This is a genomic window from Asanoa sp. NPDC049573, assembly GCF_040676615.1.
GTDB lineage: Bacteria > Actinomycetota > Actinomycetes > Mycobacteriales > Micromonosporaceae > Asanoa.
This window is the reverse complement of record NZ_JBFAPI010000005.1, coordinates 65,970-92,446: the sequence shown is the minus strand read 5'-3', so window position 1 is coordinate 92,446 and position 26,477 is coordinate 65,970. Positions and strand designations below refer to the sequence as shown.

The following is a 26,477-nucleotide window of genomic DNA, read 5'->3' as shown; positions in this document are numbered from 1 at the left end:
TCCGGTGGGATGATTCATGACGTGGATCTTCATCTCGCAGGCAGGACCGCGGTCGTCACCGGCGCCGGCAAGGGCATCGGCCTGGCCATCACCCGGGCCCTGGCCGAAGAAGGAGCGACGGTGATCGCCGGCTCCCGCACGATCACCCCCGACCTGGCGGCGCTCTCGTCGGTCGTCCCGATGGCCGTCGACCTGGCGACACCCGACGGCCCGGCCCGCCTGCTCGACGCCGCTCTCGCCCAGGGCGGCGCCGACATCCTGGTCAACAACGTCGGCGCGACCCACTCCCGGCCCGACGGCTTCCTGTCGATCACCGACGACGACTGGCTGGAAACCATCACGATCAACTTCCTGACCGCGGTCCGCGCGACCCGCGCCGCCATCCCCCAACTGCTGTCGCGGCGCGGCACGATCGTGACGGTCTGCTCGGTCAACGCGACGCTGCCGGACCCGCTGGTGATGGACTACAGCGCCGCGAAGGGCGCGCTGCTCAACTTCTGCAAGTCGCTGTCCAAGGAGTACGGCCCGCAGGGCATCCGGGTCAACACGGTCAGCCCGGGCCCGGTCGAAACCGACCTGTGGCTGGGCGAACACGGCATGGCCCACTCGGTGGCGGCGGCAACCGGCGGCAACCCGTCCGACGTCCAGGCCGCCGCGGCCGGCCAGTCGGTCACGAACCGTTTCACCCACCCCGACGAGGTGGCGGCCCTGGTCGTCATGCTGGCCAGCGATCGCGCCGGCAACGTGACCGGCGCCGACCACATCATCGACGGCGGCCTGACGACGTCGCTCTAGGATGCGCTATCTCACGGAGCGTTTCGCGCTGGGCGCCCTGGCCCGCGGCGCGGCCATCGAACAGTTCCTCGGCCCGGTGACCGTCGCCGGCCGCCGTGGCATCCGCTGGGTGACCCTCACACCCGGCGCGGCCGGCATCGCGCTCCACGACCACGTGGCCGAGGACCTGGACGGCGAAGAGACCGGCGACCTGGACAGCCTCCCGCCGATGTACCCGGACGAAGACCGCGCCTGGGGCTGGACCCTCGCGACCGCCCAGAACGGCTCGGACGCATTACGACTCGCACAGGACATGACGCCGGCACGCCCGGACCGCTGGGTCAACGTCGGTGTCGCCGGCGAGGACTATCTCGACTGGGTACAGGCCGGCCGGGGGACGTCACAGCCGGGCTAGCGCCGCGGACCGCTACGCCCTGGGACGCCCGCCGCCACGGGGGAGGTCTTCTCTGGGGATCCAGTTGCGGCGGACGACGACCATGCGGTCCATGGCCTCGGCCTCCTCGGCGGCGGTGGGGCGGGAGGCGTCGCGGGCGCGCATCGCGGCCGTGGTGCCGACCTGCGAAGCGCCCGAGCCGACCAGCCCCCGCAGGCCGCGTTCGGCTTCGCGTTCCTCCGACGGCGGCAGGCCACCGCGGCGCGGGCGCGGCTCCGGCTGCTCTGGGCGGCGCTGAGCCGGTGGCAGCTCGTCGGGTGCCGGGTCGTGCACCTCGGGGGTGACGGCCGTCGGCAGGGCCTCGTCCGGCGCCGGTGGTGGCTCCGGCACCGGGCGCGCCGCCGGGTGGCGGAGTCGTCGCCGGCGGCGCTCGTTGTCACCCATGGGGCTGACGGTAACTCAGAAGACCTCCGATCCGCTCGGTGCCTGGTGCCAGCCGAACGCCGCGTCGGCCTCCAGCAGGGCGCCCGGCCGCAACTCGGTGACCCGGCCGGCACGGCCCAGCGCCGACAGTGACGTGCCGCCCAGGTAGGCCGCGCCCAGCTCCAGCACGTCGCAGGCCAGGTCGGCGGGCGACGTGGTGGGCTCGCATGTCACAGCGCCACCGGAGACCGTGAGGTGCCAGCGGCCCGCGTTGGCCGGCAGGATCGCGTCGGTCACGGACAGGACCACATCCAGCGGCGTGCGGTAGGCGCGGGCGCGCAGGGCCGTGGCCACGTCGATCAGCCGCACCCACAGGCCGTCGGCCAGGTTGCCGCCCAGGCGGCGGGGCTCCGGGACCAGGTGCCACAGCGGCTCGTCGGGGGTCGCGTAACCGAACGTCAGGCGGCGGGTGAGGTCGAGCGAGAACAGGAACCGCCACAGGGCCTGGTAGGCCGCGGGCGTCGCGGCGACCACCTCGTCGACCCGGACCTCGCCGTCGGGGCCGTTGTCGCCCCAGTCGCCCTTCGTGCGCCACGTCGCGTAACCGTCGACGGTGCCGGACTCGTCGGCGTGGACGACCGCCAGGCGCTCAGCGGCGCCGTCGCGCTCGGAAGCGACGTCGGCCAGCAGGTAGGTCCACCAGTTGTCGTCGCGGCTCGACCAACCCGGGCGGCTGCCGCGGACCTCGTCCCAGAGCTTGACCAGCTCCGGGCGCAGCGCCGCCGGGGTGCCGGTGCGCAGGCGGCCCGGCGCGGCCGGCGGCAGGCCCGTGCCCGTCAGGTCGGCCCGCAACCGCACCCGGTGGCCGGCGAAGCCGTAGCCGAAGCGCGGGTAGATCGCCGTCTCGCTGGCCCACAACGCCGCGATCGGCTCGCGGCCGGCGGCGGCCAGGTCGGTGAGCTGGCGCTCCATCAGCCGGCGCAGGATGCCCTGCCGGCGGTGCGTGGGCAACACGCCGACGCCGGTGACGTGTGCGCACGGCACCGCCGCGCCGCCGGGCACGGTCATCTCGCGGTCGAACGACGACGCGGCGCCGACGATGGTGTCGCCGTCGACCGCGACCAGGCCGCGGGCCGGGTCGTGCAGCGGGCGCTCGACGGCCCACACCTCCGGGTCCTGGGTGTGGTGGAAGACGATGCCGAGCATGGTGGCGATCGGGTCGATGTCGTCAGGGTTCGCCGGCCTTACCGCCACATCGAGGGAAGTCATGCTTCCTGCGTACCCGAATGTCGGCTTGAAGGCGACCGGTTTGCCGGCTCGCTACCCTGGCGTCAGAAGGGGGGCGCGATGACCGACCAACGCGAGCCGTGGGCCGAGCGCACCGTCGAGATGCCGCCGGAGGGTGACAACCCGTTCCGGCGGGGGCGGGCCCAGGTGGGTCCAGGCCCGAAGAACCAACCCCACATTCCGACGGGTACGGGCTGGCCCGGCGACAACACCGGTGCGATACCGCGGCCGGTGTTCAGCGAGGAGATCCGGCTGTTCCGGCGCGGCGCCGGGCTGAGCCTGATCGGCGCTCTGTTCGCCTTCGTCTGCTGGGGGCTCTGGGCGATCTCCGACGGCGGCAACCTTGGCACCCCGGTCGCCCTCTTCGTGTTGACCGGGCTGGTCGCGCTGGGGCTCTACGCGCTGGCCCGGGTGGTCGGCCGGGTCATTCTCGAAAAGCAGCTCGGCCGGGTACGCCGCTCCGCGCGCGGCGCGCACCTCGTAATGGCCGTCTTCCTCGCCGGGGTGGGCTTCGCCTACCTACGGTCCATCGACTGGGTGGTAGACGCCTGGACGTGGGTCGCCGGGCTTTTCTAGGTGCGGGTGAGCCGTACACTGTCCCGCGTTCCCTGCGCGGGAGGTTCGGATGCCCCTGGTGAGCGTCATCGTTCCGGTCTACCGGGTCGAGCACTATCTCGGCGCGTGCCTCGACTCGATCCTCGACCAGGGTTTCGCCGACTTCGAGGTGGTCGCCGTCGACGACGCGTCCGACGACGGGTCCGCCGCGATCCTGGCCGGCTACGCCGCCCGCGACAACCGGGTCCGGGTCCTGACGCTCCCTACCAACCGTGGGCTGGGCGCCGCCCGCAACGCCGGGCTGGCCGCGGCCACCGGTGACTACGTCTGGTTCGTCGACAGCGACGACTGGCTCACCGAGGGCACCCTGGAGGCGGTGGCCAAGCGGCTCGCCGAGACCGACGCCGACCTGCTGATCACGGGTTTCGCCCGGGTCTTCCCCGACGGCAGGATCCGGCACAGCCCGGTCACCGGGGCCGGGCCGGCGCCCGCCGCGTTCCGGCTCGCGGAGCTGCCGGGTCTGATCAAGCTCCTGCACATCGCCTGCAACAAGGTGATCCGCCGGCAGCTCCTGGTCGAACTGGGCCTGGCGTTCCGGCCCGGCTGGTACGAGGACGTCGCGTTCTCCCTGCCGCTCATGATCGCCGCTGACCGGATCACGCTGCTGGACCGTTATTCCTACGGCTACCGGCAACGGGACACGGGCTCGATCACCCGCACGGTCAGCGACCGGCATTTCGACGTCTTCGACCAGTGGGGGTTCGTCTTCCACTTCATCGACGACCGGCAGGCCGAGGAGCTGCGCGCGCCGCTGTTCGCCCGGGCGGTCTGGCACCAGCTGCAGGTGCTCAACCACTCCGCGCGGGTGCCGCGGCCGCGCCGCCGCGAGTTCTTCGGCCGGCTGGTCGACTTCTATCGCGCCGAGCGGCCGGCGGGCGGGTACGAGTTCCCGCACGGCGACGAGGGCGTCAAGCAACGGCTGGTCGCCCGCAACGCGTTCCTGCTGTTCGAGGCGTTGCGCGCGGGGCGCCGGATGCAGACCCAGGCCGCCCGCCGGGTGGCACCGCCGCGGCAGCGGGACACGACGAAGCCGCCGGTTCCGGACGCCGTACCCTGACCGCGTGTCGTCGTCATCCTGGTCGCTCATCGATTGCCCACCACCCAAGGGCCGCCTCGCACGCCTGACCCGGGCGATCGGCCTGCGGATGATCCGGCTGCCCCGCCAGCGGGTGCTGCTGGTCGCCGGGACACCCGGTCACCTGCGCGACCTGATGGCCACCCCGGCGTCGGCGACACCCGTCCGCGCCGTACGGATCATGCTCCCCTGGCAGGCGATCCGGCCCGGCTGGTCGGGCGCGATCGACCCGCTGCCGAGGCTCCGGCGGCACCGGGTCTCACTGCCGCTGCGCCGCCGCGGCCTGGCCACCGTCACGCTCCGGCTGCACCAGCCACTGCCGCTGCGTGACGTGGTCCGCAGCGCGCTGGCCGCGCTGGTGCCGGTGCGCCCGCTGCCGATGCCGGCCAGCCTCGACGTGGCCGCCGCTGGGGCGCTGCCCGCGTACCTGCCGCCCACCGCACACGTCGGCGCCCTGCCGTCGCCCGACGAGATCCGCCCGACCGACGTGTTGCTCACCGACGGCGAGGCCGACCCGGCGGCGGCCGGCATCGCGCTGCCCACCGACGGCGCGGTCCTGTTCGACGCGATCCGGATCAACCCCAGGGCCAGGGCGGACAAGACCGCCGACGCGCGGGTACGCCTGGTGCTGGGTGGCGCCCCCGGTGCGAACGGCCGGTCCGGCCGGCTCGACGGCGCCGGCCTCGACGCTTCGACGGTCGAGATGCTCCGCCGCGTGGCCACGGTCTCGGCCACCGGGCTGGCCGGCGCCTCCGACCCCAGAGAGGTCGCGACCCTGCTGGTGCAGATCGCGGCGACCGGCGCCGTGCTGCGGGTCGACGACCTGCCGACCGCCGTCGCGACGCTGCTCTCCCCCGAACTGGCCGCCGTGCTGGCCGAGCCGCTGCCCGCCGGCGACGACCCGGTGGCGCTGGAGGCGCACAGCGTGCGGCAACGCCGGGCGGCGCTGCGCGGCCACGCGACCGGCCTGGTGCTGCCCCGTCTGGTCGCCGGCGCCTTCCCGCTGCTCGGCACCCTGCCCACGGTCAGCGCGATCCTGATGACCCGCCGCCCGGAACGGGTGGCTCCGGTGCTGGAGGCGCTCGACAAGCAGACCTATCCGGAGCTGGAGATCGTCGTCGGCCTGCACGGCTGCGCGGCGCCGCCGGCGTTGACGGCCTGGGCGGCGAAGAGCGAACGCCCGGCATCGGTGGTCGAGGTGCCGGCGGGCGTCGACTTCGGCACCGCGCTGGGCCTGGCGACAGCCCGCTCCAACGGCAGCCTGGTGACAAAGGTCGACGACGACGACACCTACGGCCCGGAGCACGTCTGGGACCTGGTCCTGGCCCGCCACTTCTCCGGTGCGACGCTGGTCGGCAAGGGCGCCGAGTTCGTACACCTCGAGGAACGCGACGAAACGATCCGCCGCAAGTCAGGCAATTCCGAGTCCTACGCGGAGGTGGTCGCCGGCGGCACGATCCTGATCGGGCGCGGTGATCTCGAGAACGCGGGCGGCTGGCGGCCGGTGCCGCGGTCGGTCGACCTGGGCCTGATCACCCGGGTCAAGGCGGGCGGTGGGCTGGTCTACCGCACGCATCCGTTCGGCTACGTCTACCACCGCCGGGCGCAAGGGCACACCTGGGACCCGGGCGAGCGCTACTTCCTCGACGCCGCGTTCGCCCGCTGGCCGGGGCTGCCGCCCTACGCCGAGTTCGGCGTCCCACTCGGCGCCTCGGCCTAGCCGCCAGCGCCGCAAGGCCGCGCCGCGTGGAAGCCCAAGCCACGCGAAAGCCGGCCGCCCCCAAAGCCAAGCCGCCCCAAAGTCAAGGCGCCGGAAAGCCGGGCCACGCGAAAAGTCGAGCTACGCCGACAGCTTTGCCGGGCGCTGGCGGCGGCTGAGGCTGATCAACACGGTGAGGGCCAGCAAGGCCACGATCAGGCTGAAGATGCCGCCGGCCCAGTGGAGGTTGGCGTACTCGATGACCAGGCCGACACCGATCGCCGGCACGGCCAGGACCGTGTAGAGGATCGCGAAGAACGCCGAGAAGGCCTCACCGCGGCGCTCTGCCGGCACGCCGGTGGCGATGGACCGCAGGCCCGCGCTGACCGCGCTACCCGTGCCAAGACCCACCACGACAGCGGCAGCCAGCAGCGGCGCCAGCGCCGCACCCAGCACCGCCCAAGCGATCAACCCGGCCGCCACCACCAGCGCCACGCATGCGGCCGGCAGCGACACCCGCGGCGGCAGCCGGCGGTCGATGAGCTGGCCCGCCGCGGTGAAGACAAAGCCCAGGAAGACCACGAAACCCGTCAACGCCGGATCGTCGCGGCCCAGTTCCGTGCCCAGCAGGATGCCGGTCACCGAGGTCAGCACGCCCAGCACGGCGAAGCCGGCGCCGGCCGACGCCGACGCCCGGACGAACTCGCCGCGGATCTCGGGTGGGACGCTCAGCCTCTGGAAGCGGAACGTCGGGCGGGTGCGCCGGACCGTCTCGGCCACCGTGACCAGGCCGACCAGGGCGGCGCCGAGCAGGGCCAGGTCGACGATCCAGCTCAGCCGCAGCGGGTGGCCGGCCCACTGGGCCAGGATGCCGGCGAGCATCGTCCCGGAGGCCAGGCCGCCCATGTTGGCCAGCAGCGCGAGCACCGGGCCGAGCCACTTGCGGCTCGCCGGCAGTTGTTCGCCGATCGCGGCCGTGCCGGCGCCGGTGGCCAGGGCGGCCGAGAAACCGGAGATGACGCGCGCGACGAGCAGCAGCGTCAGGCTGTCGGAGACCAGGAACAGGCTGGCGGCCACGGCCGAGAGGAGCAGCGCGATGGCGAGCACAGGCTTGCGGCCGATCTGGTCGGAGAGCCGGCCCAGCGTGAGCAGGCCGACGACCACGCCAATGGCGTACACCGCGAAAAGGACCGTGACCTCGACCGGGACGATGCCGAACGACCGCTCGTACAACGGATAGAGCGGTGTTGGCACTGTCGTCCCGAGCATGACGGTCCAGAAGACGAAGGCCGTGACAGCGACATTGCGCACGACCGCCAGCCTAGCCACTAGGCGATCTTGACCCCCGGGGTCAGGGTCGGGCGTGTGCCGGGCGGTGGCTGGACGGGCCGCGCTGGGGCGGCGGCGCCTCGGCGGTTTCGGGGTGGGACTTGGCCGCTTCGGCGATGGCCACGTCGAACTGGTGTGCGGTCGGCCAACTGCCGGCCATCACCAGCATCAGCAGCACGCCGCCGATGCTCCAGACGCCGACCACCAGCGGGATGTCGAAATGCTCGGCCAGCAGGCCGGTGACCAGCACCGCGGCGCCCTGCATCAGTTGGACGCCGGTGGCCATCACGCCGAACGCGCGGGCCCGGTAGCCGTGCGGCAGCGCCTGCACGAACAGGCCGTTGGCGACCGGCATCAGGCCGGCGACGGCGAAGCCGGAGAACGCCGCCAGCACCGCCACCCAGACCGGTGACGGGTTGAGCAGGGCCGGCACCAGGACCAGCGGGGAGAACACCGCGAACGGGCGGACCAGCACCCGGCGCAGGTTGGGCGGCACCAGGCGGGCCATCGCCAGGCCGCCGACGATGAAACCGACCGGGTTGGCGGCCATGATCAGCGCCTGGTAGGCGCCCGCGGTGGTGCCCTCGGCCTTGTCCTGCGCCCAGGCCGCGGCCAGGCCCTCGGGGACGATCGAGAACAGCATCGCCGAGAAGACCAGCAGGGCCACGCCGCGCAGCACCCGGCTGCCGAAGACCAGCCGGAAGCCCTCGCCGGTCTCGCGGAGCAGGTTGGACCGGTCGGCGGAGCGCATCGCGGGTGGACGGTGCCGGGTGCCGAACCAGATCAGCAACGCCGACGCCAGGAACGTGGTGGCGTCGAGCACGATCGCGGCGCGCGGGTTGAACGCGGCGATGCCGGCGCCGATCGCGTAGCCGGCGACCTGGGCCGCCTGGCCGGTGCTGTTGTTGAGGCCCAGCCCGACGACCAGCTTGTCGCCGGGCAGGATCAGCGGCATCAGCGCCGAGCGGGCGGCCTGGCTCGGCGGGTTGGCCAGAGTGGCCACGAACAGGATCACGAGCATGACCGGCACGGGCAGGCCGGGGATGACGATCAGCGAGATCAGCACCATCCGCACGACGTCACAGACCACCATGACGTTGCGGTAGGGGTAGCGCTCGGCCAGCGTCGCCAGCAGCGGGCCGCCGACGAGCCAGGGCAGGTAGCTGATCGCGAAGGCGGCGGCCGACAGGGCGACCGACTTCGACTCCTGGTAGACGATGACCGTGACGGCGGCCTTGGAGATGTAGTCACCCAGCCACGAGAGCGCACTCGCCGCCAAGACCGCGCGGTATTCGCGCTGGCCGAGAACCTCACGGAAGGTCGCCGGCCGATTGGACGGTCGTGTCTCATCGGACACTGGGTAAGCCTCCATCGCCCTCGGCCAGCCCACTTTTGGCGGTGCGACCGAGCAACGTTGTCAGACGTCGGGAATGAAGTGAGCTTGTGACGGATTCTGCCCGATCGTCTGACAACTGGCTAGGGCGAACGGGTAGGGCGTCGCTTGTCCGACTGAACGATCGGACGATACCCGACCGTTCGAGTGGCGCGCGACCCCGGCCGGCACGCTCTTCGATGTGCGGGATGGGTCAGGACACGCCTTGCGATTCACCCTCCGGAGTGGCCGGTCGGGGGAAGACCCGGGCCGCGGCGAGCTGGGCGGTGACGCCGGCGCTGGCCAGGGCCTCGGTGAGCCGGCGCCGCAGTTCCCGGCCGACCACGTACTGACCGTCTGAAGTGGTCTTGGCGACCGTCCGGATGACCGTGCCGTCGACGGTCACCGACTCGACGCCGAGCACCTCGGGCGGTTCGACGAAGTTCTCTGTCAGCTCCGGATCGGCATAGACGGTGGCCGCCGCCGTCCGCAGCACGTCGACCGCGACCTCGGCGTCGGCGAAACCGATCGGCATATCGATCATGAGCATTGCCCAGCCCTGGCTCTTGTTGCCGACCCGGATGATCTCGCCGTTGCGGATGTACCAGAGCACGCCGCGGGCGTCCCGCACCGTGGTGATCCGCAGCCCGACCGACTCCACCACGCCGGTCGCCTCGCCCAGGTCGACCGTGTCGCCGACCCCGTACTGATCTTCGAGCAGCATGAACAGGCCGCCGAGCAGGTCCTTGACCAGGCTCTGGGCGCCGAAGCCGACGGCCAGGCCGAGGATGCCGGCGCTGGCCAGCAGCGGCGCGAGGTTGAAGCTGAGCTCCTCGAGCACCATCAGCAGGGCGATCGAGAAGACGAAGGCGGTGACCAGGCTGCGCAGCACGGAGCCGATCGCCTCGGCCCGCTGGCGGCGCCGCTCCGGCACGACGACCGCCGGGTCAACGGCCGCGGTGGGGACCCGGTTGCGCAGCGGCTTGAGGATCGCCGGCACGGAGCCCTCGGAGGTGGTCCGGACCAGCCGGCTGATCAGTTTGTGCAGCAGGTAGCGGGCGAAGACGGCGAGCAGCAGGATCGCCAGGATCCGCAGCGGCTTGACCAGGAAGTAGTAGCTGCCCTCCGCTACCCAGGACGAACCGGTCATATCCAGGACCCAGCCACAAAGGCGGTCAGTAGTCGCACAGCTGGCCGTGTCGATGGCAGTCACACATGTGTTCGTACCGCATGGGCCGTTCGGCCGATCAGGCGGCCCGACCATGGTCGCAACCGGACGGAACCGACCATCTCACCACACGAAACCGAAGCTTCACTTCCCGACCCCCGATTAGTGCGTGCAATCGGGTCCCCCATCAGGGACTATTGCTGCACGGGACTACCGAGAGGGTGAGCGGGATGCCTGACATACGACCGGCTGTGGGCTCCGGGGTATTAGTCCTGAACGCCACCTACGAGCCCCTCTGCGTCGTGTCAGTGCGAAGAGCCGCGATCCTCGTCCTATCCGCCAAGGCTGTCTGTGTCGCCGACGGTGAGGGATTTCTGCACAGCGTCCGGCACGAGCTTCCGGTGCCGTCGGTCGTCCGGCTGACCCGCTACGTCCGGGTCCCGTTCCGGGCCACCGTCGGGCTGTCCCGGCGCGCGATATTCGCCCGCGACGGCTGGCGCTGCGCCTACTGCAAAGGGCCGGCGGAGACCATCGACCACGTCTTCCCGCGCAGCCGGGGTGGCCGGCACGCCTGGGAGAACGTCGTCGCCGCGTGCGCCAGGTGCAACCACAGCAAAGGCGACAAGACCCCGGCCGAGCTCGGCTGGCGGCTGCTCACCAAGCCCGCGGCACCCAAAGGAGTCGCCTGGCGGGTGCTCGGCCACCGCGCGCCCGACCCGCGCTGGGCGAGCTGGCTCGACCTGCCCGCACCGGAGGTCGCCGCGGCCTGAGCGCGCTAGGCGGCGTCGTGCGCTGAGACCAGCGACGCGAACACCACGATGTTGTCCTCGTAACCGGTCGCGCCGCCGACCCAGCGCCCGCCACAGGTGATCAGCCGCAGCGCGGGCCGGCTGAAGTCGCCGTAGACCCGGTCGGCCGGCACGCTGGTCTTGTCGAACCGCTCCACCGAGTTGACCTCGAACACCGCCACCGACCGGTCCCGCCGGGTCACCTCCACCCGGTCGCCGGGCGCCAGCGCCGACAGCTTCGCGAACACGGCCGGGCCGGTCCTGGTGTCGACGTGCCCGACGACCACGGCCGGTCCGAACTCACCCGGTGTCGGGCCCGCCTCGTACCAGCCGGTCTCGTTGGGCTCGTTGACCGGCGGCACGGCGATCGTGCCGTCGTCGGCCAGCCCGACATCGTGCACGGGCGCGTTCACGCCGATCTCGGGTATGGCGATCCGGGTCGGCCGGCTCGCGGCCAGCACCGGGAAATCCCGCGGCGGAGGCTTCGCGTCGGGCCCGAACCAGGAGAAGCTCGGCAGCGCGAAGCCGCCGGTCACCTGGCCCAGCCCGAGACCGGAGAGGAAGACACCGAGCAGGAGCAGGGCCAGCACACCGGGTACGCCCAACCGCCGGCGCCGCCTGGCCTGGCGCTCGGACAGCCCGACGACCCGGGCCGAGGCGGCGGCCTTCGGGCCCGGGTCGGTGGTCCCGGCGGTGGGGCCGGGCGCGGGAGCGGGAACGGGAACGGGTACGGGCGGGGCGGGTGGGGGCGCGCTCGCCCCTGGCAGGCGGAGCAGGTCCCGGATGACCGGGATCCGCTCCGGCTCATCCGACATGGCGGGCTAGACCAGCCGCCGGCGCCGGCGCAGCGCCACGGCGAGCCCCGCGCCGGCCACGACAGTCGCCAGGCCACCGGCCAGGGTCACCATGCCCCCGTCGCTGTCCGAGCCGGCCAGGCCGCCACCGCCGGTGTGCGGGCCGTAGGTCGGCCGGACGTTGCCGATCACCTTCAGCTTGGTCGACGCGCTCTTGCCGTTGGCGCAGCTCAGCTTGACGTCGTAGTCGCCCTGGCGGGTGTCCGGCGGCACGATCGCGTCGCCGACCAGGAAGCCCCACTCGGAGATCAGCGGCACCTCGCCGAACGCCTTCGAGGTCACCGTAGCCTCGGGCGGGCGGTGGCCGGCGCCGGCCTGGTCGGGCGCTCCCCCGCCGGGGGCGCCGCCCTGGCCCTGGTCGGCCGCGCCGCCCGGGCCCTGCTCGGGCTTCCCCTCGTCCTGCTTGAGGTTGTCCTCGCAGCTCGCCTTGATCGCGACCGATTCGCCCGCCTGGACGGTGCTCGGGCTCAGCTCGACCCAGGCGCCGCTGCCGGCCCGGGCCGGTGCGCCGGCGACCAGTACGGTCCCGGCCGCCGCGGCCGCCCCAACCACCACGATCCGGCTAAGCGCGGCAAAAGAAACGACTGACACGAAAGCCCCCCTTCGATGGGGAGACCATAACCCCGCCTATCGGTGGAAAGACCCGAAATCGGTCAGGTAACCCGAGAACGATTCGCGGAAAACCGGAGCCAGGACTCGGCCTCCATGATCGTGCGGAGCCGGTGGAGGCCCTCGTACACGTCGACGAACCGGGTGTAGAGCGGCGCGAGGCCGAGCCGCAGCCGGTCCGGGGTGCGGTAGTCGGGGATCACCGAGGCCTCCCGCAGCGCCTGGCTGATCTGCCAGGCGCCCGGGTGGTGCAGCGTCACGTGCGCGCCGCGGCCGGCCCGGGGCGAGGCCAGCGCGAAGCCGTGCGGCGCCAGCCACTCGTCGAACAGCTCGATCGCGAAGTCGCCCAGCGCGGTGCCCTTCGCGAAGATCCGGTCGATGCCCGCCGACGCGCTCAGCCGGGCACCGCACAGCGCCGCGTAGCCGCCCAGCACCGGCGGCGTGCCGACCAGGAAGCGGTCCACCGAGGGCACCGGGTCGTACGCCGGCCCCATCGCGAACTGGTCCCGCTGCCCGAACCAGCCCCAGATCGGCTGCCGCAACTCCGCCTGCAGGTCGGCCCGCACGTAGAGGAACGCCGGCGCGCCTGGGCCGGCGTTGAGGTGCTTGTACGTGCACCCGACGGCGAGATCGACCCCGGCGGAGCGCAACGGCACCGGCACCGCGCCGGCCGAGTGGCACAGGTCCCAGAGCACCAGCGCGCCCGCCGCGTGCACGGCCCGGGTAATCCCGTCGAGGTCGGCGATCGCGCCCGACCGGTAGGCCACATGTGACAGCGACACCAGCGCCACGTCGTCGTCGAGCGCCTCCCGCACCGCGGCCGCCGACACGCCCGTGTCCAGATCGGAGCGGATCACCCGCAGTGTCATCCCCCGCGTGGCCGCGACGCCCTCCAGCACGTAGCGGTCGGTCGGGAAGTTGTCGTCGTCGGTGACGATCACCCGCCGGTCGGGCCGCGCGTCGCAGGCGGCCATCGCCAGCTTGTAGAGGTTGACGCTGGTCGAGTCGCCGAGCACCACCTCGCCCGGGTCGGCAGCCAGCACCCCGCCGGCCAGCACGTCGCCGACCTCGCGGGCCAGCCCGATCCAGCGGTCCCAGCCGCGCACCAGGTCGACACCCCATTCCTCGTCGACGGCGGCGCGCAGGCGGTCGCGGGTGGCGTGCGGCAGCCGACCGAGCGAGTTGCCGTCGAGGTAGACCAGATCGGGCTCGCCGATGACGAACTCGTCGCGGAAAGCGGCCAGCGGGTCGGCGGCGTCGAGACGGTGGGCCTGGGTGAGGCGATCAACGGGCACGCCGACACCGTAGCCGGGCAGGATGGAGGCATGGCGGACCTCCACGACCTCACCGCACTCGACCAGGCGGCCGCGATCGCCCGCGGCGAGCTGACCAGCGCCGAACTCGTCGAGCACTACCTGGCGCGGGTGGCCGCCTTCGGCGACACCGTCGGGGCGTTCGTCACCGTGACCGCCGACCGGGCCCGCGCCGAGGCGGCCGCCCTCGACGCGGCACCGACGGACGCGCGGGGTCCGCTGCACGGCGTGCCGACGGCGATCAAAGACCTGACCATGACCGCCGGCGTACGCACGACGTTCGGCTCGGCCGCGTTCGCCGACTACGTGCCGCCGGTCGACGCCGACGTGGTCGGCTACCTGCGCGCGGCCGGCACCGTGTCGCTCGGCAAGACCACCACGTCGGAGTTGGGCGCCTCGTGCCACGCGGAGAGCCTGGTCGCCCCGCCGGCCCGCAACCCGTGGGCGCTGGGCAACACGGCCGGCGGGTCGAGCGGCGGCGCGGCCGCTGCGGTCGCCGCCGGCCTGGTCGCGGTCGCGCAGGGCTCCGACGGCGGCGGCTCGGTGCGGATCCCGGCGGCGATCTGCGGCCTGGTCGGCTACAAGCCCAGCCGCGGCGTGGTCTCCGGGGGCCCGCTCGGCTTCGCCGGGTTCGGCCTACCGACGCACGGGGCGCTGGCCCGCACGGTCACCGACGCGGCCGCGTTCCTCGACGCGATGGCGGTGCCCACGGTCGGCGAGCCCTACCTGGCACCGCCGGCACCGGGCGGGGGCTACCTCGGCGCCGCCCGCACCGCCGCACCCGGCCCGCTGCGGATCGGCCGGTTCACCGCGCCGATGCTGGTCGACACGCCGGTCGACCCGGCGTGTGTGGCGGCCGTCGACGCGGCCGCCGCGGCGCTGAGCGATGCGGGCCATCACGTCGAAGACGTCGCGGCGCCCTTGACGCCGGACATGTGGCCGCTGTTCGAGACCATCTGGTACGTGCTGTCGCTGGCACCCGTGCCCCCGGAGAAGGAACCGGCCCTGTTGCCCTTGACGCGTTATCTGCGCGCCCGCGGCGGCACGGTCAGCGCGAGCCAGCTGATGGGCGTGCTCGCGCAGTTGCAGACCCGGGTGCGGCAGGGGCTGGCCCCGCTGGCCGGCTACGACGTGCTGCTCAGCCCGGTGCTGGCGGTGCCGCAGGCCGAGATCGGCTGGTTCACGTCGGCGGGCGAACCCGCCGACGACTTCGACCGGCAGCGGCGCTTCTCGCCGTACTGTGCGATCTTCAATGTGACCGGCCAACCCTCGGTGACCGTGCCGACCGGCGCGACCACCGACGGTCTTCCGGTCGGTGTCCTGTTGAGCGGGCGCTACGGCGACGACGCGCGGCTGCTGGCCGCGGCCGCGCAGTTGGAGCGGCTCGCCGGGCGTGTTGATCGCCACCCGGCGATCTGGACGGACGCGCCCTCCGCTACCGTGAACGGCGTCTGAGCCGGCTGGGCTTGAAGGGGCGTTGGCGTTGTCAGTTACACAGACGGTGCTTTATTTCGTCGTCATTCCGGCGGCCGCCGTGCTGGTGATCGCGGGGCTCGCGGCCGCGGGCGGGGGTCCCCGTCCGAAGCGTTACCGGCCCGGTCGGCCCTACGACTTCCGGCCGGTCTGGTTCCTGTCCTCGCCGGAGCTGCTCTCGCACGCTCCCGAGGAGCCCGACTCGCACGTGATCGAGGCCGGGGAAACCCGTGCGCTCAGCACCGCGAGCACCCCCTACGGCGGGCCGGTCGGCGCGATCGAGCCGGTGCCCTCGGCGGCCTCGGCCGGCAAGGTTGGAGGCGCAAGTGACCGCTGGTGAACGTCAACTGACGACCGGTGACGCGGTCGTGCCTTCGGCCGACGTCGAAGCCGCGGTGCAGGGCCGCGAGGCCGCGATCGAGGAAGACCACTACGGCCAGCCCGAGGTGCTCGAGGGCCCGTTCGGCACCCGCCAGCTGCTCCGCCTCGACGACGCGCTGCGCACCGCCGACCGGGCGACCGGGCTCACCTTTTCCGTCTACGTCGGAGAGCTGGAGGAGCCCGTCCGCGGCCACGCCGAGCGGATGCACCAGCAGCTGCCCAACGCCGCCTCGGCGGTGCTCCTCGCGGTCAGCCCCAACCAGCGCGTCCTGGAAGTGGTGACCGGCGGCGACGCCCGGCGCCGGATCCCGGACCGCGACGCCAAGCTCGCCGCGCTGTCGATGGTGGCCGCCTTCGGCGGCGGCGACCTGGCCGGCGGCATCATCAGCGGCCTCGACCAGCTCGCCACCCGCGCCGGCCGCTCCTGAGTTCGTTTTCGACAGGCCCGGCACCCGACCCGGGGCCGGGCCTTCGTCGTGCCGCACGGCACAGCCCCACGTGAATGGATCTCGCGATCCCGCCTGGCAGGATGGAAGCGTGACTGCACCCCGAGCCGGCCAGCCGACGTTCTACGAGCTCGTCGGGGGTGAGCCGACCTTCCGCAAGCTGGTGGCCCGCTTCTACGAGGGCGTGGCCGACGACACGCTGCTGCGGCCGATCTACCCCGAGGAAGACCTCGGGCCGGCGACCGAGCGACTGACGTTGTTCCTGATGCAATATTGGGGCGGCCCCAACACCTACTCCGCCGAGCGCGGGCACCCCCGCCTGCGCATGCGGCACGCACCCTTCCGGGTGGGCCCGGACGAGCGCGACGCCTGGCTGCGCCACATGCGCGACGCGGTCGACTCGCTCGACCTGCCGGAAGACCAGGAGCGCACGCTCTGGGAGTACCTGGAGCGCGCCGCCTACTTCATGGTCAACACCATGGACGCGACAAACCCGACATAAACGTTTCGCGGGGCACTTCTCGGTCGTTGATCCGCACGACCGCCGCCGCGGACAGGGATCGCGGGGGCCGCACGCCCGAGGAGCCCCGCCCAGATGCGTCGCCGACTCATCGCCGCCGCCGTGCTAGTTCTCGCCGCCGTCGCCGGCGCGATGCCGGCCCAGGCGGACGTCGCCCAGCCGAGGATCGTGTCGGCGGACCCCGTCGACTTCACGCCGCACGCGCTCGACGGCACCGTCCGCGCGATCGCGGTGGTCGGCCGGACCGTGGTCGTCGGCGGCACGTTCAGCTCGGTCGCCAACGAGAACGGCCTCCGCCCGATCCGCCGCCCCTACCTGTTCGCGTTCGACGCGAAGACCGGCGTGATCCGCACCAACTTCGCCCCGGCGGTCGACGGAGCCGTCTACGCCCTGGCGGCGGGCCCCGACAACACCGTCTACGCCGGCGGCGCGTTCCGCACGGTCAACGGCGTCGCGTCGCGCGGCCTGACCCGCCTGTCGGTGCCCAACGGCGCCCGGGTGGCCCCGTTCAAGGCCGAAATCAACTGGGGCGACGTGCGTACCCTGGCCGTCAACGGACGGCGCCTCTACGCGGGCGGCCCGTTCTCCGCGATCAACGGCGTCAACCGCGCCGGCCTGGCCCGCCTCGACGGCGTCACGGGCGCCGTCGACACCGGCTTCGACGCCCGCCTGACCGCGCCCAGCCTGGCCCGCGTGCGGGTCGAGGACATGGCCCTGTCCCCCAACGGCCGCAACCTGGTCGCGGTCGGCGCGCTCACCCACGCGTCCGGCCAGGCCCGCAGCCAACTCGCCATGTTCGACGTCTCCGGCCCGCGGGCGGTGCTCTCCACCTGGCGGACCGACGCCTTCGCCGGCGCCTGCGACCGCTCCCTGGACACCTACCTGCGCGGCGTCGACTTCTCCCCCGACGGGTCCTACTTCGTCACCGTCACCACCGGCGCCCTTCCCGGCCCCGCCCGGATGTGCGACACCGCGGCCCGCTTCGAAACGGCCGGCGCCGGCCTACACCGGGCCACCTGGGTCAACCACACGGGCGGCAACACCCTGTTCTCGGTCTCGGTGACCGGCAGCGCGGTCTACGTCGGCGGCCACCAGCAGTGGCTCGACAACCCGCGCGGCGACAAGACCAAGGGCCCGGGCGCGGTCGACCGCCCCGGCATCGGGGCCATCAACCCGAAAACCGGCAAGGCCCTGCCCTGGAACCCCACCCGCGCCCGCGGCGTCGGCGCCCGAGCCATCGTGGCCACGTCCTACGGCCTCTACGTCGGCTCCGACACCGACAAACTCGGCAAGGAGTACCACGGCCGCATCGGGATGTTCCCGCTCTAGATCAAACCCGTTGAAGCGTTGTCCCGGGTCCGCGGTGGTCCGGACCGTCGCTCCCGCCGGGGACCGGTCCGGGCCTGGGGGCCCGGCCCTGCCAGGCCCGCGGTGGGCCACGCCCGGCGTCTCACGCGGCCCCCTTCGGGCGTGTCGCGGCGCCGAAGGGGTGGTCTCTCGCGAGCCGACATGTTTTCGCATGTAGGTACATGCGAAAACATGTACGCCTCCGCGACTACCTGCCGCCGGTCCGCGACACGCCGCGTAGACGACGCGCCGACGCACACGCGGCGCCGCAGGGGTTTGGTTGTGGAGCGGCGGTCCGGACCACCGCGGACCCGGGAACGCGCCTGCCGTTGGCCTACAGCAGCGCGCCCTCGTCGTGGAGCCAGTCGACGAACGTGCTGGAGACCGCGGCGCCGCAGTCGAGCATTTCGACCAGGAGGGCGTCGTGTGCGCCGGCGCCGAGGGGGACCTGGATCTCCGCGTAGATCGGGAGTTGGCCGCGCTCGGTGGGGTCGCCCACGTAGGCCTTGCAGAAGCGGCGGGTGTGGTTCCACTCGTTGACGACGCGGTAGGCACGGTCGGCCCAGTCCGGCGGGACTGTCGAGTGTGGGCGGGCGCGGATGACCAGGATCTCGTCTTCCGGGCCTTCGAGGGTGAACAGCACCGCGTGCCGTTCCCACATCGCCAGCAGGCTGCCGTCGCCGTCGGCCAGGTAGCGGATGTCGAGCAGGTCCAGGGCGTCGCCCAGGCGGCGTAGGCACACCGGTTCGACCGTGGCGGGCTTGTCGGGCGTCTCCCGCGGCACGGCTAAGGCGGCCAGCGGATCGAGCACCACGGCGTTGGGATCGCGTTGCGGCGGCACTCCCAATCGGACTGTTCCATCGTCCGCACGAGTCTCGGATTTGACCCCTCCGGCGTGGCCGGGACGCCAAGACCACCAAGGCATCGCTCGCGCACCTCACTCCCCAGCGAATCCGTCCGCGTACGTTGCGTTGGACCCGGGGTGACGGTACCCGGAAGGTCGGCGGAGGGCATCCCCCCAACGGCAGGCCGGACCCGAACGGATAGCCGGCTATCGTCCGAAAGTACGAGGCGGTGTCGGTTTTAGGGAGAATTGCTGAACGGGCGGTAGCCAGGCGACGCCGTACGGTGCAGAGAGGCCTATCCATCTCCCTGATGCACGGACATCGATATTTGCGTGAGATGATACGTCCGGCCGACCCAGGAACCCCATCCGGATGACTGCCTGGATCAGCCGTTGTGGGACATCGACCGACGACTGGTCATCGCTGACGACGATCGGGACATGGTCGAGCAGCGCGTCCCGCAACGCCCGCTGGCCCACCGCTCGGCCACCGACACCCTCCCGCGTCGCGGTCCGCAGCGTGCCCGCCGCGGCCGTCGCCACCCGCCGGATATCCGCGGCCGGAACCGCCTCGACGACCCGGCCACCGCCGGCCGGCGGCAGCGGCCAGCGCCAGTCCGCGTCGCGCCGCGGTGGCAGGGTCGCACCGCCCCGGGCGACCTCTTCGAAGAGCGCCGCCGCCGACACCGTGGCGTCGACGGGGGCGGCGAGGTCGACCGTGCGGCCGACCAGCACGCCCCACGGCAGCGGGGCCCAGAGTTGCACCCGGCCGCCGACCGGACGGATCCGGACCACGGCGCCGGCGTCCAGCCGGACCAGCCGGCTGAGGAACGCACCGGTGTCGGACAGGCTCACGGCAGCACGGAGGGCTCGAGGCTGTAAGGCTTGAGAAACGCCCGCTCTTCCGGCGAGAGCCGGCGCGGGCGCCCGGCCGCCAGGTCGAACGGCACGCAGACCGAGCGGGCCCGGCTGGCCAGGGCGCCGTCGTCGAACAGCTCGTAGGCGATCACGAACCGGGACGCCCGGATCTCCTCGACCCACATCTCGATCCGCACGGTCTCGCCGTAGTCGACCGGGCGCAGGTAGTCGACCTCGTGCCGGGAGATGACCACGCCCTCTTCGAGCGAGGTCACCCCGTGCTTGCGGGCCGCGACGAACATGAGGGCCACGCGCGCTTCCTCGTACAGGGTCAGGAAGCGCGCGTTGTTGACATGGCCGTAGACGTCCATGTCGGACCAGCGCGGCACGCACTCGAAGACGAACCGGTCCACGAGGTCAGTCGCGGGTCAGCTTGCGGTAGGTCACCCGGTGCGGCCGGGCGGCCTCGGCGCCGAGACGGTCGACCTTGTTCTTCTCGTAGGCCTCGAAGTTGCCCTCGAACCAGAACCACCTGGCCGGGTTCTCCTCGTCGCCCTCCCAGGCCAGGATGTGCGTGGCGACCCGGTCGAGGAACATCCGGTCGTGGGAGATGACCACGGCGCAGCCGGGGAACTCGAGCAGCGCGTTCTCCAGCGAGCTGAGGGTCTCGACGTCGAGGTCGTTGGTCGGCTCGTCGAGCAGGATCACGTTGCCGCCGATCTTCAGCGTCAGCGCGAGGTTGAGCCGGTTGCGTTCGCCGCCGGACAGCACCTTGGTCGGCTTCTGCTGGTCGGGGCCCTTGAAGCCGAACGCCGCGACGTAGGCCCGGGACGGCATCTCGACCTTGCCGACCATCAGGTGGTCGAGCCCGTCGGAGACGACCTCCCAGACCGTCTTGTCGCCGTCGAGGCCGGAGCGGTTCTGGTCCACGTACGACAGGGAGACCGTCTCGCCGACGCGCACCGAGCCGCCGGTCGGCTCCTCCAGGCCCACGATGGTCTTGAAGAGCGTGGTCTTGCCGACGCCGTTGGGGCCGATGATGCCGACGATGCCGTTGCGCGGCAGCGAGAACGACAGGTTCTCGATCAGCGTCCGGTCGCCGAAACCCTTGGTCAGGCTGTTGGCCTCGATCACCGTGTTGCCCAGGCGCGGGCCCGGCGGGATCTGGATCTCTTCGAAGTCGAGCTTGCGGGTCTTCTCGGCCTCGGTGGCCATCTCCTCGTAGCGGTCCAGCCGGGCGCGCGACTTGGTCTGCCGGGCCTTGGCGTTGGACCGCACCCACTCGAGCTCTTCGGAGAGTCGCCGCTTCATCTTGGCGTCCTTGCGGCCCTCGACCGCGAGCCGGGCCGCCTTCTTCTCCAGGTAGGTGGAGTAGTTGCCCTCGTAGCCGATCGCGCGGCCACGGTCGAGCTCCAGGATCCAGCCGGCCACGTTGTCGAGGAAGTACCGGTCGTGGGTGATCGCCAGGACGGTGCCGGCGTACTTGGCCAGGTGCTGCTCCAGCCACTGGACGCTCTCCGCGTCGAGGTGGTTGGTCGGCTCGTCGAGCAGCAGCAGGTCGGGCGCCTCGAGCAGCAGCTTGCAGAGCGCGACCCGGCGGCGCTCACCACCGGAGAGAGTGGTCACGTCGGCGTCCGGCGGCGGGCAGCGCAGCGCGTCCATGGCCAGTTCGAGCGCGGAGTCGATGTCCCACGCGTCGGAGTGGTCGAGCTCCTCCTGGAGCTTGCCCATCTCCTCCATCAGCTCGTCGGAGTAGTCGGTGGCCATCTGCTCGGCGATCTTGTTGAACCGCTCCAGCTTGGCCTTGGTCTCGGCGACCGCCTCTTCGATGTTGCCGAGCACGGTCTTCGCGTCGTTGAGCGGCGGCTCCTGCGCCAGCATCCCGACGGTGTAGCCCGGCATCAGCCGCGCCTCGCCGTTGCTGGTCTTGTCGAGCCCAGCCATGATCTTGAGCAGGCTGGACTTACCGGCGCCGTTGGGACCGACGACCCCGATCTTGGCGCCCGGCAGGAAACTGAGCGTCACGTTGTCGAGCACGACCTTGTCGCCGTGCGCCTTGCGCGCCTTTTCCAGGACGTAGATGTACTGGGCCACGGTGCGGCCTACCTCCGAGTAATGGTCGATACCGGCAGAACGCCGTCGTCAATCCTGACAGGTTCCTCCACCAACGCCCACATCACCCCGGCCGGTTCAGCTCTGGCGGCGCTCCGTGACCGGATAGGTCGACTCCTTGCCGTTGGTCGACTGGGTCAGCCGGTAGGGGGTGACCGAGTAGGTCGTCGTGCCGTCGGCGGTCTCGTTCGTCGCCAGATAACCGCCGCCGGACTCGGTAACCGAGGTCAGGAACAGGGCGTTCGTGCCCTGTTGGAGGTCACCGCCGACCGGGCCGACGTACCCCTGGTAGAAGATCGAACCCGCCGTGTCCCGGCAGATCCAGACCTGCCGGTCGTCTTCGGTCCGGATGTAGAGGATCTCCACCAGGCCGCCCGGTGAGCCCGCGTCCTCGGCCGCCGCCTCGGCCGCGTCCGGGCAGGGGTCGCCCTGCGGCTGCCGTACCACCGGCGTCTCCGGCTGTTCTGTGATCTCCGCCCCTCGATCGGCGGCGCGCCGGTCCGCCACGCGCTGCCCGTAGAACCACCCGCCGGCCGCGCCGGCCGCCCCCAGCAGGGCCACTGCCAGCAAAAATGACAGCAGAACCCGTCCGCGTGGTTTCCGCCCCGGTGTCGACACGCCTACGAGCCTGTCATCCATCAGCAACCGAACGGAAGGATCATTACCTCGGGTGTACGGGTATCCCGTCCATCAGGGCCACCGGGCCCCGAAGCGCCGCAAGGCCACGAAGGTAGGCTCGACGGCGGACCCGTGATCACCGGAGGTGTGCGGAGCGTGACGGTTCGTAGCTCTTTTGTCGTTGTAGCGAACCGACTACCGGTTGACGAGGTCACCACCGACGAAGGACGGCAATGGCGGCGTAGCCCGGGTGGTCTGGTGACCGCGTTGCACCCGGTGCTGGCGGAGCACAAGGGCACCTGGGTCGGCTGGGCCGGCGGCACCAGCGAGGAGGCGCCGGAGCCGTTCGACCTCGAGGGTATCCACATCCACCCGGTGCCGCTGACCTCGCTCGACCTCGAGCGCTACTACGAGGGCATGTCGAATGCCACCATCTGGCCGCTCTACCACGACGCGGTCGAGACGCCGGTGTTCAAGCGCCGCTGGCGCGAGTCCTACCGCCAGGTCAACGCCCGGTTCGCGGAGGCCGCCGCCGAGGTGGCGGCCGACGGCGCGACGGTCTGGATCCAGGACTACCAGTTGCAGTTGGTGCCGGCGATGCTGCGGGAGCGGCGACCCGACCTCAAGATCGGTTTCTTCCTGCACATCCCGTTCCCGCCGATCGAGCTGTTCATGCAGATGCCGTTCCGGGCCGAGATCCTGCGCGGGCTGCTCGGCGCCGACCTGATCGGCTTCCAGCAGCGGCTCGCGGCCCAGAACTTCGTGCGGCTGGCCCGGCACCTGCTCGGCCTGCGCTACGAGGGCCAGGTCATCGACGTCGACGGCCGGCCGGTCAAGGCGGGCGCGTTCCCGATCTCGATCGACGTGGCCGAGATGGAGCGGATGGCGGCCGACCCGGCCGTGCAGGCCCGGGCCAAGCAGATCCGCGCCGAGCTGGGCGACCCGAAGACGGTCATCCTCGGCGTCGACCGGCTCGACTACACCAAGGGCATCGAGTTGCGCCTCAAGGCGTTCCGCGAACTGCTCTCCGACGGCAAGCTGACCGTGCCCGAAGCCGTCATGATCCAGGTCGCGACGCCGAGCCGCGAGCGGGTCGAGCACTACCAGACGTTGCGGGTCAAGGTCGAACGCGAAGTCGGCCGGATCAACGGCGAGTTCGGGCGCGTCGGCGTGCCCGCCGTCCACTACCTTCACCAGTCGTACAGTCGCAACGAGTTGGCCGCGCTCTATTGCGCGGCCGACGTCATGATGGTGACCCCGCTGCGAGACGGGATGAATTTGGTGGCGAAGGAATACGTGGCGGCGCGTGCCGACACGGGTGGAGCGCTGGTGCTGAGCGAGTTCGCCGGCGCCGCGACGGAACTGCGACAGGCGTTCCTGTGCAACCCGCACGACCCAGAGGGAGTCAAGGAGGCGCTACTGCGCGCGGTGCACATCGAGCACCCGGAAGCGCGGCGCCGTATAAGGATCATGCAGCGATACCTGCGCACCCACGATGTCGGCCACTGGGCCCGGACCTTCCTGCGGGAACTGGGCGTGCCTGACGTGGAGGCCGCGTGACCGACGTCGTCGAGGTCGATCAGAAGGCCGCGGGCCAGATCGACCCGGAACTGCGTGCGGCCATCGGCCGGATCGCGCGGGTTCCGCAACTGCTCATCGCGTGCGACTACGACGGCACGCTGGCACCGATCGTCGCCGACCCCACGATGGCCGTACCCCTGCCGGAAAGCGTGGCCGCGGTCCGGGCCCTCGCGGCACTGCCGCAGACCACCGTGGCGGTCGTCTCCGGGCGCGCCCTGCGCGACCTGGCCACGCTGTCGCGGCTGCCGAGCGAGGTGCACCTCGTCGGCAGCCACGGCTCGGAATTCGACATCGGGTTCGTCGAGCGGCTGACCCCCGAACTGGTCGAGGTCCGCACCCGGCTGCAGGTGGCACTCCGCGAGATCGTCGCGGGCAAGCCGGGCGTACGCCTGGAGAACAAGCCGGCCAGCGTCGCGGTGCACTACCGGACGGCGGAACGGCCGGTGGCCGACGAGGTCAAGGACCGGGTGGCGACCGGGCCGGCAACCTGGCCCGAGGTCACCGTCACACACGGCAAAGAGGTGATCGAGCTCTCCGTCGTGCCGACGCACAAGGGCACCGCGGTCGACCAGCTGCGCACCTCGATGTCGGCCAGCGCCGTGCTGTTCATCGGCGACGACATCACCGACGAGAACGCGTTCGGCAACCTGCACGGCCCCGACGTGGGCGTGAAGATCGGGCCGGGCGAGACGAAGGCCGGCTACCGGGTCGGCGAGCCGATCGAGGCCGCCCGGGTGCTCGGCCTGCTGCTGCAGACCCGCCGGCACTGGCTCTTCGGTGAGCGGGCGGTGCCGATCGAGCGGCACTCGCTGCTCTCCAACGGCGAGACGGTGGCCCTGCTGACCCCGGACGCCAAGGTCACCTGGCTGTGCCACCCGCGGCCGGACTCGTCGGCGATCTTCGCCGACCTGCTCGGCGGCAGCCCCGCCGGCCACTTCGCGGTCCAGCCGGAACGCGGTGGCATCCCGCTCGGCCAGCGCTACCGGCCCGGCACGATGACGGTGGAGACCCGCTGGTCGGGCCTGGCCGTGACCGACTGGCTCGACCGGGCACCGACCGCCAACCATGCCGACGGTTTCGTGATCGCCGGCGACTCGGCCCTCGTCCGCCGCCTGACCGGCAGTGCGACGGTGAAGCTGGAGTTCTCACCCCGCCCCGAGTTCGGCCAGGTCCAGGTGCGGCTGCAGGCGATCGGCGACGGCCTGCTGGTGCTCGGTTCCAACGAGCCGGTCGCCCTCTACTCCCCCGGCGTCGCCTGGGAGATCAGCGAAGACGGCGGCTACGACACCGCGCGGGCCACCGTCGACCTGACCGCGCGCGGCGGCGAGCAGTTGCTGGAGCTGCGGTTCGGCACGCAGAGCCTGCAGCCGCACCCGACGCCCGCGGCCGACCGGCAGGACTCCGCCGAGGAGCCCTGGAAGGCGTGGGTACGCAGCCTGCGCTTGCCGCCGGAGAGCCGGGAGCTGGTGGCCCGCAGTGCCCTGACCCTCAAGGGCCTGTGCCACGACCCGACCGGTGCGATCCTGGCCGCCGCGACCACCTCGCTGCCCGAGGAGCTGGGCGGGGTCCGCAACTGGGACTACCGCTACTGCTGGCTGCGCGACGCGGCGATGACCGCGCGGGCGCTGGTCGACCTCGGCTCGATCGACGAGGCCGAGGGCCTGCTCCGCTGGGTCGACGGCTGCGTCGAGCGCACGGGTGGCCACCCGGAGCGGCTGCACCCGCTCTACACGGTGGAGGGCTACGAGCTCGGCGCCGAGGCGGTCATCGACACGCTGCCCGGCTATGCCGGCTCCCGCCCGGTGCGGGTCGGCAACCTGGCCAACCACCAACTCCAGCTCGACGTCTTCGGCCCGGTGGCCGACCTGCTGGCGGCGGTAGCCGACGCCCGCGGCTCGGTCCGCGAGGAGGAGTGGCGCGTCCTGGAGGCGATGGTGCAGGCGGTCGAGCGCCGTTGGCACGAGCCCGACCACGGCCTCTGGGAGGCCCGCCTCCAGCCCCGGCACCACGTCTACTCGAAGGTCATGTGCTGGATGACCGTCGACCGGGCGTTGCACGTCGTGCGCAAGCACGCCGGCCAGGACCGCCCGGAGTGGGTCGGCCTGCGCGACCGGATCGGCCACAACGTGCTCGAACACGGGTGGCACGAGGAGGCCGGTGCCTACACGGTCGCCTACGGCGACGAGGAGATGGACGCGTCGTCGCTCTGGATCGGCCTCTCCGGCCTGCTCCCCGACGACGACCCGCGCTTCCTGTCGACGGTGCTGAAGGTCGAGGCCGACCTGCGCAGCGGCCCGGTCGTCTACCGGTACCGCTGGGACGACGGCCTGCCCGGTCGCGAGGGTGGTTTCCACATCTGCACGTCGTGGCTGGTGGAGGCCTACCTGCGGACCGGTCGCCGGGCGGATGCCGAGGAGCTGTTCGAGCAGATGGTGGCGACGGCGGGGCCGACGGGACTGCTCCCGGAGCAGTACGACCCGCTGGCCGAGCGCGGGCTGGGCAACCACCCGCAGGCCTACAGCCACCTCGGTCTCATCCGGTGCGCGCTGCTGCTGGCGGGGCTGCTCAAGCCCTGAGCTGACGCATTTCCTGAGGGC

Annotated in this window: 25 protein-coding genes and 1 pseudogene; 13 read left to right on the top strand and 13 right to left on the bottom strand. The window is 72.1% G+C overall.

The annotated features are described in order from the left end of the window. Positions 1–21 precede the first annotated feature (21 nt). Entirely contained in the window at positions 22–795 is a 774-nt protein-coding gene (locus AB0J74_RS13345) for an SDR family oxidoreductase (RefSeq protein ID WP_363447964.1), read from the top strand. Position 796: 1 nt separating this feature from the next. Further along, positions 797–1,189, top strand: coding sequence for a hypothetical protein (locus AB0J74_RS13340; protein WP_363447962.1), 393 nt, complete (start codon positions 797–799; stop codon positions 1,187–1,189). Between the two features lie 12 nt (positions 1,190–1,201). Here the strand turns inward: AB0J74_RS13340 and AB0J74_RS13335 are convergent, their stop codons facing one another. Next, positions 1,202–1,612, bottom strand: a complete 411-nt coding sequence (locus AB0J74_RS13335; protein WP_363447959.1) for a hypothetical protein — start codon at positions 1,610–1,612, stop codon at positions 1,202–1,204. A gap of 15 nt (positions 1,613–1,627) precedes the next feature. After that, positions 1,628–2,860 carry a GNAT family N-acetyltransferase gene (locus AB0J74_RS13330; RefSeq protein WP_363447957.1) on the bottom strand — a complete coding sequence of 411 codons (1,233 nt, stop codon included), beginning with the start codon at positions 2,858–2,860 and terminating at the stop codon, positions 1,628–1,630. A 78-nt stretch (positions 2,861–2,938) separates the two neighbouring features. On the opposite strand from AB0J74_RS13330, the gene AB0J74_RS13325 reads away from it, so the two are divergent. The 3 genes from AB0J74_RS13325 to AB0J74_RS13315 are packed head-to-tail and all read left to right on the top strand — an operon-like array spanning position 2,939 to position 6,288. Further along, positions 2,939–3,454: a hypothetical protein gene (locus AB0J74_RS13325; protein WP_363447955.1), complete on the top strand. Its 516-nt coding sequence runs from the start codon at positions 2,939–2,941 to the stop codon at positions 3,452–3,454. Positions 3,455–3,512: 58 nt separating this feature from the next. Continuing rightward, positions 3,513–4,550, top strand: coding sequence for a glycosyltransferase family 2 protein (locus AB0J74_RS13320; RefSeq protein WP_363447953.1), 1,038 nt, complete (start codon positions 3,513–3,515; stop codon positions 4,548–4,550). A 4-nt stretch (positions 4,551–4,554) separates the two neighbouring features. Further along, complete coding sequence (locus tag AB0J74_RS13315; RefSeq protein ID WP_363447952.1) at positions 4,555–6,288, top strand: glycosyltransferase; 1,734 nt, start codon at positions 4,555–4,557, stop codon at positions 6,286–6,288. A 120-nt stretch (positions 6,289–6,408) separates the two neighbouring features. Here AB0J74_RS13315 and AB0J74_RS13310 read toward each other — a convergent pair whose 3' ends face one another. The 3 genes and pseudogenes from AB0J74_RS13310 to AB0J74_RS13300 all read right to left on the bottom strand — a co-directional run. Further along, positions 6,409–7,578 carry an MFS transporter gene (locus tag AB0J74_RS13310; protein WP_363447950.1) on the bottom strand — a complete coding sequence of 390 codons (1,170 nt, stop codon included), beginning with the start codon at positions 7,576–7,578 and terminating at the stop codon, positions 6,409–6,411. A 40-nt stretch (positions 7,579–7,618) separates the two neighbouring features. Beyond that, positions 7,619–8,968, bottom strand: coding sequence for an MFS transporter (locus AB0J74_RS13305; protein WP_363447948.1), 1,350 nt, complete (start codon positions 8,966–8,968; stop codon positions 7,619–7,621). Between the two features lie 214 nt (positions 8,969–9,182). Continuing rightward, positions 9,183–10,139: pseudogene (locus AB0J74_RS13300) on the bottom strand (mechanosensitive ion channel family protein); the annotation flags it as partial. A 227-nt stretch (positions 10,140–10,366) separates the two neighbouring features. On the opposite strand from AB0J74_RS13300, the gene AB0J74_RS13295 reads away from it, so the two are divergent. After that, positions 10,367–10,906: an HNH endonuclease gene (locus AB0J74_RS13295; protein WP_363447946.1), complete on the top strand. Its 540-nt coding sequence runs from the start codon at positions 10,367–10,369 to the stop codon at positions 10,904–10,906. Positions 10,907–10,911: 5 nt separating this feature from the next. On the opposite strand, the gene AB0J74_RS13290 is transcribed toward AB0J74_RS13295, so the two are convergent. The 3 genes from AB0J74_RS13290 to kynU form a co-directional block, all read right to left on the bottom strand. Then, on the bottom strand, positions 10,912–11,739 hold the full coding sequence (locus tag AB0J74_RS13290) for a class F sortase (RefSeq protein WP_363447944.1): 828 nt from the start codon (positions 11,737–11,739) through the stop codon (positions 10,912–10,914). A gap of 6 nt (positions 11,740–11,745) precedes the next feature. Next, on the bottom strand, positions 11,746–12,330 hold the full coding sequence (locus tag AB0J74_RS13285; RefSeq protein WP_363447942.1) for a hypothetical protein: 585 nt from the start codon (positions 12,328–12,330) through the stop codon (positions 11,746–11,748). A 101-nt stretch (positions 12,331–12,431) separates the two neighbouring features. Then, entirely contained in the window at positions 12,432–13,682 is a 1,251-nt protein-coding gene (kynU, locus tag AB0J74_RS13280) for a kynureninase (protein ID WP_363447940.1), read from the bottom strand. Between the two features lie 30 nt (positions 13,683–13,712). Between kynU and AB0J74_RS13275 the strand changes: the two genes are divergently transcribed. The 5 genes from AB0J74_RS13275 (at position 13,713) to AB0J74_RS13255 (ending at position 17,849) form a co-directional block, all read left to right on the top strand. Further along, positions 13,713–15,155, top strand: coding sequence for an amidase (locus AB0J74_RS13275; protein ID WP_363447939.1), 1,443 nt, complete (start codon positions 13,713–13,715; stop codon positions 15,153–15,155). 46 nt (positions 15,156–15,201) lie between these two features. Then, positions 15,202–15,513 (top strand): hypothetical protein, encoded by a 312-nt coding sequence (locus AB0J74_RS13270; protein ID WP_363448359.1) that lies wholly within the window; start codon positions 15,202–15,204, stop codon positions 15,511–15,513. Positions 15,514–15,568: 55 nt separating this feature from the next. Further along, complete coding sequence (locus AB0J74_RS13265; RefSeq protein ID WP_363448358.1) at positions 15,569–15,982, top strand: DUF5130 family protein; 414 nt, start codon at positions 15,569–15,571, stop codon at positions 15,980–15,982. A gap of 109 nt (positions 15,983–16,091) precedes the next feature. Continuing rightward, positions 16,092–16,502 carry a globin gene (locus tag AB0J74_RS13260; protein ID WP_363447937.1) on the top strand — a complete coding sequence of 137 codons (411 nt, stop codon included), beginning with the start codon at positions 16,092–16,094 and terminating at the stop codon, positions 16,500–16,502. Positions 16,503–16,595: 93 nt separating this feature from the next. Beyond that, positions 16,596–17,849 (top strand): PKD domain containing protein, encoded by a 1,254-nt coding sequence (locus AB0J74_RS13255; protein ID WP_363447935.1) that lies wholly within the window; start codon positions 16,596–16,598, stop codon positions 17,847–17,849. A gap of 352 nt (positions 17,850–18,201) precedes the next feature. Here AB0J74_RS13255 and AB0J74_RS13250 read toward each other — a convergent pair whose 3' ends face one another. From AB0J74_RS13250 to AB0J74_RS13230, 5 genes are all read right to left on the bottom strand, one after another. Beyond that, on the bottom strand, positions 18,202–18,792 hold the full coding sequence (locus tag AB0J74_RS13250; protein WP_363447933.1) for a YbjN domain-containing protein: 591 nt from the start codon (positions 18,790–18,792) through the stop codon (positions 18,202–18,204). Between the two features lie 126 nt (positions 18,793–18,918). Next, positions 18,919–19,566, bottom strand: a complete 648-nt coding sequence (locus AB0J74_RS13245; protein ID WP_363447931.1) for a hypothetical protein — start codon at positions 19,564–19,566, stop codon at positions 18,919–18,921. Beyond that, the gene (locus AB0J74_RS13240) at positions 19,563–19,982 is read right to left on the bottom strand and encodes a thioesterase family protein (protein WP_363447929.1); all 420 of its coding nucleotides are present in this window, start codon (positions 19,980–19,982) and stop codon (positions 19,563–19,565) included. The genes AB0J74_RS13245 and AB0J74_RS13240 overlap by 4 nt, the downstream gene beginning before the upstream one ends. Positions 19,983–19,986: 4 nt before the next feature. Further along, positions 19,987–21,663 carry an energy-dependent translational throttle protein EttA gene (gene ettA / locus AB0J74_RS13235; RefSeq protein ID WP_363447927.1) on the bottom strand — a complete coding sequence of 559 codons (1,677 nt, stop codon included), beginning with the start codon at positions 21,661–21,663 and terminating at the stop codon, positions 19,987–19,989. A gap of 96 nt (positions 21,664–21,759) precedes the next feature. Beyond that, positions 21,760–22,242, bottom strand: a complete 483-nt coding sequence (locus tag AB0J74_RS13230) for a hypothetical protein (RefSeq protein ID WP_363447925.1) — start codon at positions 22,240–22,242, stop codon at positions 21,760–21,762. A gap of 213 nt (positions 22,243–22,455) precedes the next feature. Between AB0J74_RS13230 and AB0J74_RS13225 the strand changes: the two genes are divergently transcribed. Next, positions 22,456–23,859, top strand: coding sequence for a trehalose-6-phosphate synthase (locus AB0J74_RS13225; RefSeq protein ID WP_363447923.1), 1,404 nt, complete (start codon positions 22,456–22,458; stop codon positions 23,857–23,859). Continuing rightward, positions 23,856–26,456 (top strand): trehalose-phosphatase, encoded by a 2,601-nt coding sequence (gene otsB, locus AB0J74_RS13220; protein ID WP_363447921.1) that lies wholly within the window; start codon positions 23,856–23,858, stop codon positions 26,454–26,456. Before AB0J74_RS13225 ends, otsB begins: the two co-directional genes overlap by 4 nt. Positions 26,457–26,477: the final 21 nt, after the last annotated feature.

Excerpts from the sequence above, each read along its gene's own strand:
- AB0J74_RS13340 (WP_363447962.1), top strand. The coding sequence starts at position 797 with ATGCGCTATCTCACGGAGCGTTTCGCGCTGGGCGCCCTGGCCCGCGGC.
- AB0J74_RS13335 (WP_363447959.1), bottom strand. The coding sequence starts at position 1,612 with ATGGGTGACAACGAGCGCCGCCGGCGACGACTCCGCCACCCGGCGGCG.
- AB0J74_RS13330 (WP_363447957.1), bottom strand. The coding sequence starts at position 2,860 with ATGACTTCCCTCGATGTGGCGGTAAGGCCGGCGAACCCTGACGACATC.
- AB0J74_RS13325 (WP_363447955.1), top strand. The coding sequence starts at position 2,939 with ATGACCGACCAACGCGAGCCGTGGGCCGAGCGCACCGTCGAGATGCCG.
- AB0J74_RS13305 (WP_363447948.1), bottom strand. The coding sequence starts at position 8,968 with ATGGAGGCTTACCCAGTGTCCGATGAGACACGACCGTCCAATCGGCCG.
- AB0J74_RS13295 (WP_363447946.1), top strand. The coding sequence starts at position 10,367 with ATGCCTGACATACGACCGGCTGTGGGCTCCGGGGTATTAGTCCTGAAC.
- AB0J74_RS13290 (WP_363447944.1), bottom strand. The coding sequence starts at position 11,739 with ATGTCGGATGAGCCGGAGCGGATCCCGGTCATCCGGGACCTGCTCCGC.
- AB0J74_RS13275 (WP_363447939.1), top strand. The coding sequence starts at position 13,713 with ATGGCGGACCTCCACGACCTCACCGCACTCGACCAGGCGGCCGCGATC.
- AB0J74_RS13255 (WP_363447935.1), top strand. The coding sequence starts at position 16,596 with ATGCGTCGCCGACTCATCGCCGCCGCCGTGCTAGTTCTCGCCGCCGTC.
- AB0J74_RS13250 (WP_363447933.1), bottom strand. The coding sequence starts at position 18,792 with ATGCCTTGGTGGTCTTGGCGTCCCGGCCACGCCGGAGGGGTCAAATCC.